The following is a 14,687-nucleotide window of genomic DNA, read 5'->3' on the forward strand; positions in this document are numbered from 1 at the left end:
GTGGTGGAGATGACATGGGTCTGGCCCAGACTGGAGATCGATCGCAATCCTTCCTGTTGGACTAAACCATTTCGGCTGCATGGTAGGAACTGCGCACGAGGGGGCCGGAGCGAACGTGCTTGAAACCCAGTTCGCGGGCGATCGCCCCCATTTCGTCAAACTCTGCCGGCGTCCAATATTTCGCCACGAGACGGTGCTCTAGCGATGGCTGCAGGTATTGGCCTAGCGTGAGGCGATCGCATCCAATGGCGAGCAGATCCTGCATTGCCTCTATCACTTCTGCTTTGGTCTCGCCATGCCCTAGCATTAACCCCGACTTTGTGGTCGTGGTGGGGGCAAACTCTTTGACAGCGCGGAGCACTGCTAAGGAGCGATCGTACTTTGCGCCGCGACGCACGGGACCGGAGAGACGGCGCACCGTTTCGATGTTGTGGTTGTAGCAAATGGGATTGGCATCTACCACCGTTTTGATGCAAGCGCGATCGCCTCGAAAATCGGGGGTGAGGACTTCAATCAGGGTGGCTGGATTGCGTCGGCGAATTGCCTCCATCACCTGCACGAACCAGCCAGCCCCTTGGTCAGTCAAGTCGTCTCGGGCGACTGAGGTCAGTACGACATACTTAAGCCCCAGAATCTCAACCGACTCCGCCACTTTTTGGGGCTCGTCTGGGTCCAACGCATCGGGACGCCCCTTACTCACCTGACAGAACGAGCAAGCCCGCGTGCAGACCGGCCCCATGAGCAGGAAGGTGGCCGTTTGTTGGGCGTAACATTCGCCGCGATTGGGGCAGCGACCCTCTTCGCAAATGGTGTGAATGCCTCGCTGCTTAATGGTTTGCTGCACTTTAGCGATTTCGCTGGCCTTGCCAATCGGACGCTTGACCCAACGGGGCAGAGGCAGTAAGTCGGCAGGATTGGCTTTGGTTCGGGACATGGCGAAATGGTGGCAAGCAAACTCACTCCATTATGGGCATATCGGGCAATCCTTGCAGGTTACCAGGGCGCTTCACTAGCGTGTCATTACTGCTTACACTAAGAAAAGTAACGTAACTTGCGATCGCCATGAGCCAGCTAGAGTGGACCCCAGACGCCGAAGCCAGGATGAAAGAGGTTCCTTTTTTTGTGCGGCGGGCTGCCCGCAAGAAGATTGAGAAATTTGCCGTTGAAGAAGGTGTCTCCACGATTGATGGCGAGTTTTGCGATCGCGCCCGAGCGAAATTTAACGCCAATCGGCGCTAGCGACCTCAGTCTGTTGGCAGCAGCGTCGTCAAGATTGCTTCGGGTGATGTCAATAGGCATGGAGTAGAGCAATGGAAAAACGAACCCTCGGTCGCTCGGAGGTCCAGATTGCCCCCATCCTCATGGGGACTTGGCAGGCTGGCAAAAACCTATGGGTGGGCATTGAAGACGAGCAGACAACCCAGGCCATTCGAGCGGCGGTGGAAGCTGGGATGACCACAATCGACACCGCCGAGATCTACGGTGAGGGATATTCCGAACGCATCATCGCCACTGCTCTTGCCGGATTGCCTCGCGATCGCGTCGAACTGGCCTCTAAGGTATTTTCCACTCATCTCAAGTACGGGCAAGTGATTGCCGCTTGCGAAGGGTCGCTCAAAAACCTCGAGACAGATTACCTAGATCTCTACCAGATTCACTGGCCAGCCGGATTCATGGGCAGCGAGGTGGTGCCGATCGCAGAAACTATGCGGGCGCTCAATGACTTGAAGGAGCAAGGCAAGATTCGGGCGATCGGCGTCTCCAACTTTTCTCGCCGCCAGCTCGAAGAAGCCGCCCAATACGGACGCATCGACAGCCTGCAACCTCCCTATTCCCTCTTCTGGCGCAAGATTGAGCGAGATCTTACCCCCTATTGCATCGAACACAATATCGCAATTTTGGCCTACTCCCCGATGGCACAAGGTCTGCTGACGGGCAAGTTCGGTCTCGGTCACCAGTTCGAGCAGGGGGATAATCGAGCAGGCAATCAGTTGTTCCAAGGGGAAACCTACGAACGGGCTTTGCAGGCAATAGAGCAATTGCGCCCGATCTCCGATCGACACCACTGCACCCTCGCCCAGTTGGCCCTCGCCTGGGCGATCGCCCAACCCCAAACCTGTGCGATCGCCGGAGCCAGAAATGCCCAGCAGTCTTTAGAAAACGCTAAAGCTGTCGATGTGAAATTAAGCGAGGCCGATTTGCAAGCGATCGATCGCATTGGGCGCTTGGTGACCGATCGCCTGGACGATCGGCCTGCCATGTGGGAATTTGCGAACGATGCCCCGGTTTGAACTAGCTCCAGACATTAAGGATTGCGGAGATTGTCAGAGCAAAACGTCGCGCTTCGCACTCAGATATGACAGCAGCCACCAGCATCCCAGCCACCGAACGCACCCCCCCGATCGCCCTCACCATTGCGGGGTCCGATAGTGGCGGCGGAGCGGGCATTCAAGCGGATTTGCGCACATTTACCATGCATCGGGTCCACGGAACCTGTGCGATTACCTGCGTGACAGCGCAAAACACCGTGGGGGTCCATCGGGTCGATACTCTGCCCCCCGAAGCGATCGCCGCTCAAATTGAAGCCGTCGCCACCGACCTCGCTCCCCAAGCAGTCAAAATCGGAATGCTACTCAATCGCGAGATTATCGAAGCAGTGGCAGCAGCCATCCAGAAACACTCGCTGACAAATGTAGTGGTGGACCCAGTCATGGTCTCGCGAGCGGGAGCACAACTGTTGGCTGACAAGGCGATCGCCTCCATGCGCGCCCTCATGCTTCCCTCAGCCAATGTTCTCACCCCCAACCGCTACGAGGCCCAAATCTTAAGTGGGCTGCCAATCAATACTCTGGAGGACATGCAAGCAGCGGCTCGCAAAATCCACACCCTCGGACCTCAATCCGTGCTAGTCAAGGGAGGATCGATGACAGGAGACTATCGGGGAACCGATGTTTGGTTCGATGGCGATCGCCTAGAAATATTCGAGACTGCAGCAATCGCGACCACCCACACCCACGGCACGGGCTGCACGTTATCAGCAGCGATCGCCGCTCAACTGGCGCTCGGACAGTCCCCCAAAGAAGCCATCCTACGGGCCAAACAGTTTGTTACAGAGGCGATCGCGAATGCTTTGGCGATCGGCAGCGGACAGGGACCCATCGGCCACTTTTATGCACGGCCAGTGTTGTGACAGGCCGCCGAATCTCCCTTTCACTGCTGCCGCAGCCTGTTTAAAAGCCGCTCGAACTCTGCCGGAGGCGGAGCTTCGATCGCGATCGCCTCACCCGTAACGGGATGTTTGAAGCTGAGCTTCCAGGCGTGTAGAGCTTGACCGCTGAGGGTGACCGGTGTGGTGCGGCTGTGGGTGTAGGTGGGATCGCCCACAAGAGGGTGGCCGATATGGGCACTGTGGACGCGGATTTGATGGGTGCGCCCTGTCTCCAATTGATAGTGCATCAGGGTGTAGTTGCCGAGGGGTTCCAGCACCGTCCAATGGGTGACGGCGTGGCGACCCTTATCGGCAGGGACAACCGCCATTTTCTTGCGCTCGTGGGGATGGCGGCCTATAGCAGCGATGATAGTGCCACTGGTCTGGCGGGGACGCCCGAAAACGACACCCAGATATTCGCGGCGGGCCGTCTTGGCTTGAATTTGCGCCTGCAAGTGCTGGTGGGCGCGATCGCTTTTGGCCACCACCAATGCACCACTGGTGTCTTTGTCTAAGCGATGGACAATGCCGGGGCGCCGTTCTCCATTAATGCCAGACAGATTTTTGCAGTGGGCCAGAAGAGCATTGACGAGGGTGCCCGAAGGATGACCGGCGCTGGGATGGACCACCATCCCTTTAGGCTTGTCGAGCACTAAAAGCTCGTCGTCTTCGTACAAAATATCGAGGGGGATGGCCTCGGGCCTCAGATCGACCTCTAGCGGAGGCGGCACTTCGAGATAGATGCGATCGCCCGCCTGCAAAGCCGTCTTCTTATCATTGCAAAGTCCGCCATTGCGCTCCACCTTGCCGTGAAAAATCAAGCTCTGAATCCGCGATCGCGACAGATCGAGCTGGGAGGCCAGCCAGCGATCGAGCCGCTGCCCCGCACCGGCAACGGGAACATCCAAGCTATAGGATTCGATCGTCTCAGTGGATGTCATGAAATTGGGAAACTAATCTCTAATCCAATCTCGCGCTTATTTTGCCGCCATCGCAAATGCAGGTTTATTGTAGGTGCGTTCCACTACTTTGGCGATCGCCGTCACCCCGCGCTCGATCTCCTCCACCGTTGCCGTCAAACTAATCCGCAAACATTGCCGCTTGTGGACCCAGTCCTCTTGCAAGCCGGGGAAGAAGGATTGACCGGGAACGAGAATGACCCCCTCCTGCTTGATCGCTTCGTAGAGCTCGACATCGCTGACGGGTAAATCCTCCAACCACAACCAGGCAAAAATAGCCCCTTCGCCTGCGTGCAACGCCCAGGGAATGTCATCGGGCATATCGCGATCGAAGGCAGCTTCTAACCGTTCGAATTTGTGGCGGTAGTGGGGCTGGATAACCGTTTTGGATAACTGTGCCAGCTCTCCAGAGGCGATCGCCTTAGCCGCAATGGCCTGACCGAAGCGGGAGGAATGGATCGCGGCATTCGCCAGAAAGCATTCGAGTGGGTGTAGCAGTTCCGGTTGGGCGATCGCAATGCCGATCCGTTCCCCCGGCAATCCCGCTTTCGACAAACTCAGACAGTGAATGATATTATCCCCCCAAACCAAGTCCATGTCGGTAAAGGCCAAATTGGGGAACGGAGGAGCGTAGGCAGAGTCGACTAGGACAGGAATATTGTGCTGGGCCGCTACAAGAGCGAGGCGTTCCACATCGGCAGTCGCTATCACATTACCGCTGGGATTGCAGGGACGGGAAAATAAGATGGCTCCGATGGTGTCGTCCACCTGCAGGCGATCGAAATCGGGGCAGTATTTGAACCGATGGGGACCGAGGCGATCGATATTGGGCTGCAACGCCTGCAATACGCTGGGGTCGAGACAAGCCCCGTTGTAGCCTGTGTAGTCGGGACTGAGGGGCAGCAGGATCGATTGCGAGTGGCCAGCCGGAGAAACTCCGCCAAAGCAGTTGGCCGCAAAAAAATAGAGGGATTGGCTGCCGGGGGTAATCAGAACGTGACGGCGGGTGAGGTTCCAGCCGTAGAGGGTATTGAAAGTATCCGCGATCGCTTCGATCAGCGGTTCGTATCCTTGGCTCGATCCGTAGCGGCAGACCACCTCGCCAAACTGCGGCTCCTCCAGCAACTCGCGACCGTATTGGCGCCACATCTGTTCGACTTCGGGCAAAATCACCGGGTTGCCCGCGCTCAGGTTAATCCACTCAACCTCCGCGTCGGACAGTGTCTCGATGATGTCCTTCATAATGGCGCGCACGCCAGTCAAACGAGACATGCGATGCCCCAGTTGCGTCAGAGGAGGTTTCACGGCTGTTATTCCTTTGCGATCGCATCGTGGCTGAAGTTTAGCACTCCCATCGAGCCTACAGCTTGCCACTCTAGCGTTTGTCAAAGAGCGTGTCCCCCTCGATTGCCAGTGGCTAGAGCTGGGGATTGGCAACCCCCAGGCGATCGCGCAAGGCTTTGAGGTTGTGGGGCAAGATGCATCGAATTCCATGTTCGATCGCCATGCGCGGCAGCGACCATAACAGCAACGCCTCCACGCTGTAGCGCACGAACGTGCCCGCTTCGCAATCGCTCAACGATAGTGTCGCCATAAATTCTGCAAAGCTGCCGCTAGCCAGCTCGAACTCAACCCGACGGCCTTCGCACTCCCGCACTGTCAATTCGATTTCCACCTGCGGCGATCGAAACGGCATCTCAAAACCCGCCGCCTGAATCAGCCGTCTCTCAATTCCCTGCAAGCGCACCTCACTTTTGAGAATATTGGGAAGTAGCTGAGTCCAATTGGCATAATCGGTCAGGCGCTGCCAAATCTGCCAGCGAGGCCGCTGCAAATACATTTCCACTTGCACCAGCGCTCTACGGTTTGACAGGACTTGATAGTCCAGCAATATTTCCCCGGCCCTCAGTTGAGCCACTTGAGCGTGCGATCGCTGGGCCACCCAGCCACAGACCGGTCTTTCGAGCAAGCCTTCTAGTCTGGGCTGAGTCACCGATACCGTTGCAACCATACGGGAAAACTCCGAGGAAATGACCTTGCATGCGCGAACCGCTGTAATGGGCCGCGAGAAACATACACTACACTGCCGCTATCTTTAACGATGGCAATCGCTAACGCAAGGGGATACCCCGTCAGCTTTGGCAGGTTTGCCTGCAATGGTGGCATTAAAGCCGTTGCAGGATAGCGCAGGCCCTGCCACTGCAAGTCGCCTTCAACCCAATGCCGACCGATTCTAAAAAGTTTGTATGACAGATCGTGAATAGAATGTAATGAAATAACCCTCCCTTTGAAGGAGTCTAAAGTATTGGCGCGAACATTGTTCAAATTCCTTATACTGGCCTTAATGACAACCGTTCGTGCTGAAGAAGGAGAACGTACGATGGTTCATACATACGAAGTCTTCGTCGACATCAAAGAGTTTGGCTCCCTGATGAGTAATACTACTCGCATCATGAGCGAACGCTATGAAATCAATGCTAGATCGCTTTTGAGGGCAGATGACTCAGCTCTCGAACGGGCTAAAAACGATCACCCTCAAGCAACTGAATTTGACGTTCGAATCACGCGATTATTACATTAATTAAGTTCGGTTCTTACACGCTTAAAAGACTTAACTCTCGATTCTCGAAATCCTGCTAATAGTAGAACTGAATACAACGATCTAAAGTAATATTTTACTAGGCAATCTCAGACACTGGCTTCTGTCAGATGTGATGAATAGATTAAAGCGTTTGCTATAAAAGATTGCAGTTTTTGGCATAAATCGCTGTAGTTTTTTTCTGAAGGCGTTTCGTTTTATCCCATCAAGCTGAGTCAGTGTCTGGATTTGGGTAGATTGGCTAATTGTATAGATGCCTAAACCAGCGGTTCCATAAATGCGCGCAGGCGGAATAAGCCCTGCTCAATCGTTTCTAAATCCGTAGCGTAAGACAGGCGAATGTGGTCGTCAGCCCCAAACGCAATACCAGGAACTGCGGCCACCTGCTGTTCCTCTAAGAGGCGATCGCAAAACGCCAACGACTTCAGGCCCGTTCCGCTAATATTCGGAAACAAGTAAAACGCTCCCTGGGGTTTGACGCAGGTAATGCCGGGAATGGATACGAGACCGTCATGCATGACATGGCGGCGGCGATCGAAAGTGTCGCGCATTTTAGCCACGGCTGGCTCCGACTCGGGGCTAGTATAGGCCGCCAGTGCGCCATATTGCGCAAAGGAACAGACGTTTGAGGTGCTGTGGCTTTGAATGGCAGTGGTTGCCCGAATCAGTTCTAGCGGGCCTGCCAGATATCCCAATCGCCAACCGGTCATGGCGTAGGCTTTGGCAAAACCGCTACTGAGAATCGTGCGAGCGAAAATCTCGGCCCCGAGACTGCCGATGCTGGTGGCGGTGGCACCGTCGTAAACTAACTTTTCATAGATCTCGTCGGAGATAACGTACAAATCTCGCTCCACGACGATCTCGGCGATCGCCTCCAGCTCCTCCCGCGCGTACATCGTTCCAGTCGGGTTGGAGGGAGAGGTGAGGATCAAGAGCTTGCTGCGGGGGGTGATGGCCCCTTTGAGTTGCTCGGGGGTGAGTTTGAACCCATTGGCTTCGCTGGTGGGCACCACGACGGATTCTGCTCCGGCCAGAGTCGCCATTTCGGGATAGCTGAGCCAGTAAGGTGCGGGCAAAATCACCTCGTCTCCCGGCTCCAACAACGCCATCGCTGCATTAAAGAGCGTTTGCTTGCCCCCATTCGAGACCATCACTTGCTCGGGGGTATAGGGTAGGCCATTTTCCTCAGCCAGCTTGGAGGCGATCGCCTCTCGCAAGGCGGGCATGCCCGCTACCGGCCCGTAATGGGTGTGGCCGTCCCGAATGGCCTGAATCGCAGCCTCGCAAATGTGAGGGGGGGTATCGAAATCTGGTTCCCCCGCTCCAAATCCACAAATATCCACACCTTCGGCCTTGAGGGCTTTCGCTTTCGCGGCGATCGCCAAGGTCATTGATGGGGTCAGATGCGCTACGCGACTTGCCAGCTTCACAGCCTTCTCCAAATGCGTTCGAAATTGCTGGCAAGGGGATGCCAACCCGAGATTCAGGGCTCTCGTTAGGGACCGGACCGACGACCCGCAAGTCTGCGGTCGAGTATTAGGGTATCTCAAGATTAAAGCTCGAAAAGATAGCGTGACATAAGATGTTAGGAATCACTGCCAGCTTGGGGCGATCGCCTCAAATCGCCACGGCCTGACAACCCGATGGAATTCCAGGCACAATTTCTAAGCCTAAATTCATCCCGAGAGGCCCGCAGCACGTTTGGATACAGGGTAAATGCACTGTTCCCCAGCTCGACCTAGATTGTACTCAGAACATCTGTCGACATCAGATCCAGCCGAGATATTTGTACTGAGAAGACCCTCAGCCCCATTTGAGGGGGGGCCTCATCTGGTTCGGCCACGATCCTGTTGCGGGTGTCTTTACCCCTTTCAGCGCGTTTTGTAAGAACACCTTCTCTGTGACCGCGAGGTAAAAACCGACCATGAACCTTTCGTCTTCCCAGACCCCTCGTCGCATTCGCCTCGGCCTGCTACTGGCAGGGATAATCGCAACTTCGATCGCCGCTCCGGCCCTCGCCCAAGAGGCTGCGGGCGGAGGCTTTAACCCCCAGCAGTTACTGGTGAATGCACTCAGCAATATTGAAAGCTGGGGAGCATGGGGACCGCTGGCCTTTATTGGCCTTTATATTGTGGCCACCGTCGCTTTTTTACCCGGCTCCATTTTGACTTTGGGAGCTGGGTTTGTGTTTGGTGTGGTCGAGGGAGCTATTTTCGTCTTCATTGGGGCTATGGTTGGGGCTACGGCAGCCTTTATTGTGGGTCGATATGTGGCCCGAGGATGGGTTGCTAAGAAGATTGAGGGCAATCGCAACTTCAAGGCAATTGACGATGCGATCGGTCGCGAAGGGGGCAAGCTCATGTTCTTGATCCGTCTCTCTCCTGCATTTCCCTTCAACGTGCTCAACTATGCGATGGGGCTGACCCAAATTTCTTTGCGCGACTACATTTGGGGCACCACGGGTATTTTGCCGGGAACCATCATGTACGTCTACTTAGGATCTCTAGCGGGGGATTTGGCCACCATTGGTGCTGGTGAATCTCCCACTAATCCTGCCATCACTTGGACCATTCGCATTGTGGGACTGCTGGCAACCATTGCAGTGACGGTCTATGTGACTAAACTGGCTCGAAAAGCTCTAAAGAGCAAGCTAAATACGGAAGAGCAGCCACAGATGGCGGAAGAGATGAGCTCTTAATCAATCATTTTCCGAGCTCGGAGCGGATCGTTAGAACGTGCATTGTTACTAGGTTTAGTAGATCGGATGACAGCCGAACGACGCCGGAAGAGAAGGATAGAGCAGAGTGGCTTACCCGAGGCAGGTCGGGCCTTGCTCAGATACCTGTCTATGCCTCGGGTGTGGGTGGCGATCGCCATTCTCGCGCTGTTAGCCATACTCTTTCTCAGCCCCCTCGGCGATCGCTTTCACCACGAACGGTTGGTGAGCGATCTGGAAATGCTGGGGACGCTGGCTCCGGCGCTGTTTGTTTTGGGGCACGTCATTGCCACGAGCCTGGGTGTGCCGGGGACCGTGCTGACGGTAGCAGGCGGTGCAGTATTCGGCCTCCTGTGGGGAACGCTTTGGTCTGTGCTGGGGGCAACGTTGGGGTCGAGTAGTGCCTTTTTGTTAGCCCGCTATTTCTTCCACGATTGGGCGGTGAAGCGATATGGCAAACATCCTTTGCTGGTGCGGCTGAATAAGTCGATCGACCGCCACTGCCTCAAATTGGTGTTGGCGGTGCGGTTATTTCCGATTTCCCCGTTCAATCTAGTCAATTTCCTGTTTGGCTTGACTAAGGCACCGCTGAACGAGTATGCCTTGGCAACTGCGATCGGCATTATTCCCGGAACTGCCCTGTACACTTGGATTGGCGCAACGGGACGAGAGATGTTGGAAGGGGGCAATTCGTTCCCGTTTGGCATGGCGATCGCCTTTCTCACCTTATTATCGGTGCTGCCAATTTTTATCAAGCGCTGGCGTTAGTTGGGGTGACTCGATTATCGGCCCAGTCCTGGCAGTATCGTCAGCTAATTTCTTGCTGCAGCCGAATCCCGACATAATTTCTAGCAAAATTGCGGGCGAATGTTGTCGATGAGTTCAGTTGCGATAATTTCGATTCGCTCAATTTGCGCAGGAAGTTAATATCCTCTAGGTCATCGCCCTCTGGCAGGTGAACCATATGCAATAGGCTGCAGGAAAATTCCTGGGCAGCCCAAATGTAGGGTAGGCGCAACTCGGAGTAGAGATCGAGATAGGACAGATCGTGCTGCTCCAAATAGTAATGAACTAAGGTTTCCCCTAGCATCCCTGCATCTTGTATCGCCAGGTTTAACCCTTTCCCTCCCATCGGCGTAATGATGTGGGCGGCATCCCCCGCCACCAACAACCGTCTATAGCGCATTGGCTCTAAGACGTAGTTGCGCAGATCCATCGTGTTCTTTTGAAAGATCTCCCCCTCGATGAGCTCCCAACCCGGTTGTGCCAACCGCCTGCGCAAAGTCGCCCAGATGCGCTCGTCAGGCCAATCTTCCAGCTCGTCGGCGAGGGGAATTTGTAGGTAGTAGCGAGAGATCTCGCTGTTGCGGAGCATATGGCCGGCAAAGCCTTCGGGATGAAGGGCATAGGTGATGCACTTTACTGAGGGAGGGGCGTAGGCCAAAATGGCTAGCCAGCGATAGTTGTATTGCTTGGAATAAATCTTGACTGCACTGGCTGGAATCGAACGGCGCGAGATGCCGTGGTAACCATCGCATCCAGCCACAAAATCCGCTTGAATGGTCTGGATTGTGCCTGTATTGCGATCGAGACATTCAACCGCGACCCCATTGTCAGACTGCAAAATTTGAGTGCCTTCGTGGCGGAACAGCAATTTGCCACCGGCATCGAGATACTTCTGAATTAGGTCATCGTTGAGATTGCTTTGGGGATAGACGTAATGAACTTCCCCGCCATTTAAATCGGCGTAGTTGAACAGAATACTTTTATTGGGATAGCGAAATTCACAACTATCGTGAAGTTCGGCGTTGGCTAAGACTGTCTCGGCCAAACCGTGCTTTTTCAGCAGCTCGACCGTGGTGCTCTCAATCAGGCCGGCCCGACCCCGTTGGAAAATTTCGTCTCGATCGTAGCGATCGAGCACAATACAATCAACTCCATTTTCGAGCAGAATATTGCCCAAGAGGATACCGGCAGGTCCGGCCCCCAAAATACATACAGAAGTTTTCAGCTTGTTGTCTTCAGCCATTGACGAGTAACCTTCGGAATAAAAAACATCAAATGTTTATTAGGGCGATCGCAAAAAATTGCGAGTTAGAATATAACCCCTAGACATTCTCGATAAAGTAACGTTCGGGAAATTTCTCCGTAATCATCATGGTGCATTTGCGATTTGAATAAACGTAGTAAGTTCTCGATAGCAGAGTTGACTCGGGAATGATGCCGAAATAGTGGGCCAAATCGCAGGTGGGCTCTCGACCGATATGAACGTTGTCTTTAAAGATTTCGATCTTGTGTTCCACCCAAAGCTTTCCCAGAGGAGTTTCAGTCGTAACCAATTGCTGTCGCAAAGTGTCATCTAGGCGATCGAGTGCAAGGATGGATTCTGCATAAACATAATTTTTGCCGCTGTCAGCGCCCTGAAGCAAAATGTTTCTGGCAACCAATTCTGAGCTGTCAGCCAATTCTGTCGGAACATTCTCATTTTCGAGCTCGATCCAGTTTTCTGATAGCTTTTGTAGTTCTATCTTCTCTCTTGCATAGGCCTCGAGGATATGGGTAATCGTTCCATTTGTTGTGAGGAGAATTCTTTGGAACGGACTCAAGGAGGAGAGTTCAACTCTTCTGTATCGTAGAGAGCGCTTGAAATTCCGAATCGTTACACCCTTAAATTTAGAAGGATGGCAATCCATCGCAGATCCTCTTAATAACTATTCGAGCAAACGAAAAACGCACCTATTTATAGTAGGATACAATATCTGTTTTGAAAATAACTAGCGCTAACATTTTCTTGTCAAAAAACTCCAGTTAGACGATAAATTGGTTCCTATCCCTCACTCCATGGAAAGAGCTAGGTTTTAGGTCTTTCCTCCTCCCCCTCGAACTGACAACTGGTACTATGCCTCGCGAGTGGAGATAGGCTAGAATTGGCTATGGCTTCTAACCTTGAAGAGAACCCGAGTAAAATCAAGCTCTTAGAGCTCCGTTTTCGTACTGGTCGACAATGATTAGAGCTGCAAGAACAAGCAAATATACTTACAGTTTCTGCCTCTTGATTGTCGATTGAGTACCCGTTATAGATTGGACTTATCTGCCAAGCTAAGAGTTTCCTCGCTTGATTGGCTGTGCCGAAAGGTCAGCTTAATTTAAGTTAACATTAACTCAGCCATTATAATTGAATGGTTCAAGAATGAGCGTATTCTCGATCGCTGTTTCGTGCAGTGTTAGTCGTATATCTGCTTGTTATTAGGCGCGGTAGGAGCTGTAGATGTCGACTGGGGGCGATCGCTTAGGTATGGGGAGTGCCCCGATTGACGGCAGTATGCAGGGCTGACTCAACTCCGCCGCAAGGCATTAGCTGGAGTGACTCAAGCGTCGATACACTGTTGCTAAAGCATCGCGATCGCCGACATTACCGGGAAATAAAACCACCGGCAAATGAGGAAACAGGGGATGCTCCTGTGGAGTCCGTACCACCGAGCAGCCTGCCAAAATTTGCCCCAGCAGTCGGACCGCCCTGAGGTCGAGACCGTCCCTCAGGATGCTGTTGGAGGTAATTCCCCCCTTGCTAATCAAAAAGCCGAGATCCCTCGGCAGCCCCCGCACCACATCCACTAATAAAGCCGACACCCGCGCCCCAAACTGCAACCGAGTTGGCAAACTAGCGAAGGTCAGTTCTTCGCGGCTAGTGTACACCACAGGAGTTTTGCCAGAGCGATAAGCAGCACAGACTGCGTCTAAAGTGGCTTGTAGGAGGGTGTGCCGATCGCCTTCCCCCTGCTTTAACAACCGAGCCACATTCACCTCAATGCCAGCCACCCCTGCTTCCTGCAGTAGCCGCTCCAACTGCTGTGTGGTTTGCTTGACGTGGGACCCTACAATTGCTGCCCCCGGTTGTCCGCCACGTACGTATTGGGACATGTCTTCGGCAGCAACGGGCTGTGGGGGCAGAGCGGCTAGAGCCGAAATTAGACTAGCGGCACTGCGGAATAAGAACCGCTTGCCTCGGGCGGTGGCCGCTAAGAGATCGCGGGCGAGGCGATCGAGATCCGCCGAGCACTCGGCATCCACCACCCCACATTGATTGTTCGACAACTCCATCAAACGCTCCAGACAGCCCGCCCGGATCTCGTCGAGCAACAATCGCTCGACTGACTCTGCTGAAATCTTGCCATTCGTTTTTTCGGCAACGTAGTCGGGCAGGTAGCTGTGCCGATAGGCAAACGCAGAGTCGCGGGCAAATTCGGTTGTGTGAACGGGGATTTCGACGCCATCGGCCAAGAGATAGTGGACGCTATTGCGGGTGAACCGTCCCCCCTCCAAAAAGGCAGGCACGAGAAAATGCGCATCGAAAGGTCCTAGTGCGGCCGCAATAATATCGGTTTCGAGCGGATAGTGACCTCGCAAGGTCGAATCCGAGCGACTGACGACTAAAAATTCTTCAATGCCCGCTGCCGCGATCGCCTGTTTGAGGTTGACACACACCTGCCGCGTCACGGCAGCGGCTTTTGCAGGAGACAGAGATCGCGTGTTGGTCAAAACAAACAACAGGGGCGATTCATCCGCCAACCCCAGCAGCAATGTCTCCACATCCCACTGCAGCAGCAGCAGACAACTGTGGACCGTTTGCGACCCCGTTGGATCGTCGTCGAGCACAATGATTTTGGCTGGGGCGATCGCCCGATCGGGTGATGCGCTTGCTTTGGATTCTCGATGTACTGCCAAGAAGGATTCGCAAAGGTAGCGTCGCCATCCATTATGATGGGAGATCGCGCCCTTGCTGCCGACGCGATCGGCAGCCTTAGTCCATAAGGAGACCCTCGACCCATGCCTCGTGCTTACGAAACGATGATTATTGTCCGTCCCGACGTGTCGGAAGAGCCCCTAACTCAGTTTATTGACAGCCAAAAGGCGCAACTGACAGAGGGAGACACCCAAAATATTGAAGTGCAAGTGCGCGGCAAGCGGCGGTTAGCTTACGAAATTCAGCGCTGCCGAGAAGGTATTTACATCCTGCTCAGCTACGACGCCGAGCCCAGTGCTCGTACAGCTATGGAAAAAGGTTTGCGACTGAATGAATCCGTTCTGCGGTTTGGCACATTTAAAGTGGACGAGTAACTGGCCTAGCTCGGCCGATCTGGCAGTTCGCCTCCAGCCTGAGACTGCTTCATTGTGTTGGAGGTCGTTGCATCGCTACTGGCAATG

The 14,687-nt window shown here is 54.1% G+C and carries 15 protein-coding genes; 7 read left to right on the forward strand and 8 right to left on the reverse strand.

The features are described from left to right. Positions 1 to 61 precede the first annotated feature (61 nt). Positions 62 to 934: a lipoyl synthase gene (lipA, locus tag SYN7336_RS06885; RefSeq protein WP_017325194.1), complete on the reverse strand. Its 873-nt coding sequence runs from the start codon at positions 932 to 934 to the stop codon at positions 62 to 64. 128 nt (positions 935 to 1,062) lie between these two features. On the opposite strand from lipA, the gene SYN7336_RS06890 reads away from it, so the two are divergent. From SYN7336_RS06890 to thiD, 3 genes are all read left to right on the forward strand, one after another. Beyond that, a complete protein-coding gene (locus SYN7336_RS06890) occupies positions 1,063 to 1,239 on the forward strand; it encodes a PCP reductase family protein (protein ID WP_017325195.1) in 177 nt (58 codons plus the stop codon). A 71-nt stretch (positions 1,240 to 1,310) separates the two neighbouring features. Beyond that, entirely contained in the window at positions 1,311 to 2,291 is a 981-nt protein-coding gene (locus SYN7336_RS06895) for an aldo/keto reductase (protein ID WP_017325196.1), read from the forward strand. Between the two features lie 65 nt (positions 2,292 to 2,356). Next, the gene (gene thiD / locus SYN7336_RS06900) at positions 2,357 to 3,190 is read left to right on the forward strand and encodes a bifunctional hydroxymethylpyrimidine kinase/phosphomethylpyrimidine kinase (protein WP_017325197.1); all 834 of its coding nucleotides are present in this window, start codon (positions 2,357 to 2,359) and stop codon (positions 3,188 to 3,190) included. A 20-nt stretch (positions 3,191 to 3,210) separates the two neighbouring features. Here the strand turns inward: thiD and SYN7336_RS06905 are convergent, their stop codons facing one another. The 3 genes from SYN7336_RS06905 to SYN7336_RS24830 all read right to left on the reverse strand — a co-directional run bounded on the left by SYN7336_RS06905 (position 3,211) and on the right by SYN7336_RS24830 (position 6,178). Continuing rightward, a complete protein-coding gene (locus SYN7336_RS06905) occupies positions 3,211 to 4,149 on the reverse strand; it encodes an RluA family pseudouridine synthase (protein ID WP_017325198.1) in 939 nt (312 codons plus the stop codon). Between the two features lie 36 nt (positions 4,150 to 4,185). Then, positions 4,186 to 5,472: a valine--pyruvate transaminase gene (locus SYN7336_RS06910; protein WP_017325199.1), complete on the reverse strand. Its 1,287-nt coding sequence runs from the start codon at positions 5,470 to 5,472 to the stop codon at positions 4,186 to 4,188. 112 nt (positions 5,473 to 5,584) lie between these two features. After that, entirely contained in the window at positions 5,585 to 6,178 is a 594-nt protein-coding gene (locus SYN7336_RS24830) for an SRPBCC family protein (protein WP_017325200.1), read from the reverse strand. Between the two features lie 276 nt (positions 6,179 to 6,454). On the opposite strand from SYN7336_RS24830, the gene SYN7336_RS06920 reads away from it, so the two are divergent. Next, entirely contained in the window at positions 6,455 to 6,748 is a 294-nt protein-coding gene (locus SYN7336_RS06920; protein WP_017325201.1) for a hypothetical protein, read from the forward strand. Between the two features lie 275 nt (positions 6,749 to 7,023). Here SYN7336_RS06920 and SYN7336_RS06925 read toward each other — a convergent pair whose 3' ends face one another. Then, complete coding sequence (locus tag SYN7336_RS06925) at positions 7,024 to 8,196, reverse strand: pyridoxal phosphate-dependent aminotransferase (RefSeq protein WP_026100773.1); 1,173 nt, start codon at positions 8,194 to 8,196, stop codon at positions 7,024 to 7,026. A gap of 494 nt (positions 8,197 to 8,690) precedes the next feature. Here SYN7336_RS06925 and SYN7336_RS06935 point away from each other — a divergent pair, with 494 nt between their 5' ends. Continuing rightward, entirely contained in the window at positions 8,691 to 9,464 is a 774-nt protein-coding gene (locus tag SYN7336_RS06935) for a TVP38/TMEM64 family protein (protein WP_017325204.1), read from the forward strand. 66 nt (positions 9,465 to 9,530) lie between these two features. Beyond that, positions 9,531 to 10,250 (forward strand): TVP38/TMEM64 family protein, encoded by a 720-nt coding sequence (locus tag SYN7336_RS06940; protein WP_202951145.1) that lies wholly within the window; start codon positions 9,531 to 9,533, stop codon positions 10,248 to 10,250. 40 nt (positions 10,251 to 10,290) lie between these two features. Here SYN7336_RS06940 and SYN7336_RS06945 read toward each other — a convergent pair whose 3' ends face one another. The 3 genes from SYN7336_RS06945 to SYN7336_RS06955 form a co-directional block, all read right to left on the reverse strand. After that, positions 10,291 to 11,511, reverse strand: a complete 1,221-nt coding sequence (locus tag SYN7336_RS06945) for a 4-hydroxybenzoate 3-monooxygenase (RefSeq protein ID WP_017325206.1) — start codon at positions 11,509 to 11,511, stop codon at positions 10,291 to 10,293. Positions 11,512 to 11,590: 79 nt separating this feature from the next. Then, positions 11,591 to 12,175, reverse strand: coding sequence for a chorismate lyase (locus tag SYN7336_RS06950; protein ID WP_071590754.1), 585 nt, complete (start codon positions 12,173 to 12,175; stop codon positions 11,591 to 11,593). Positions 12,176 to 12,836: 661 nt separating this feature from the next. After that, a complete protein-coding gene (locus SYN7336_RS06955) occupies positions 12,837 to 14,207 on the reverse strand; it encodes a four-carbon acid sugar kinase family protein (RefSeq protein WP_017325208.1) in 1,371 nt (456 codons plus the stop codon). Positions 14,208 to 14,309: 102 nt separating this feature from the next. On the opposite strand from SYN7336_RS06955, the gene rpsF reads away from it, so the two are divergent. Continuing rightward, positions 14,310 to 14,600, forward strand: coding sequence for a 30S ribosomal protein S6 (gene rpsF, locus SYN7336_RS06960; RefSeq protein WP_017325209.1), 291 nt, complete (start codon positions 14,310 to 14,312; stop codon positions 14,598 to 14,600). Positions 14,601 to 14,687 lie beyond the last annotated feature (87 nt).

This window comes from Synechococcus sp. PCC 7336 (assembly GCF_000332275.1).
Classification (GTDB): domain Bacteria; phylum Cyanobacteriota; class Cyanobacteriia; order Thermostichales; family PCC-7336; genus PCC-7336.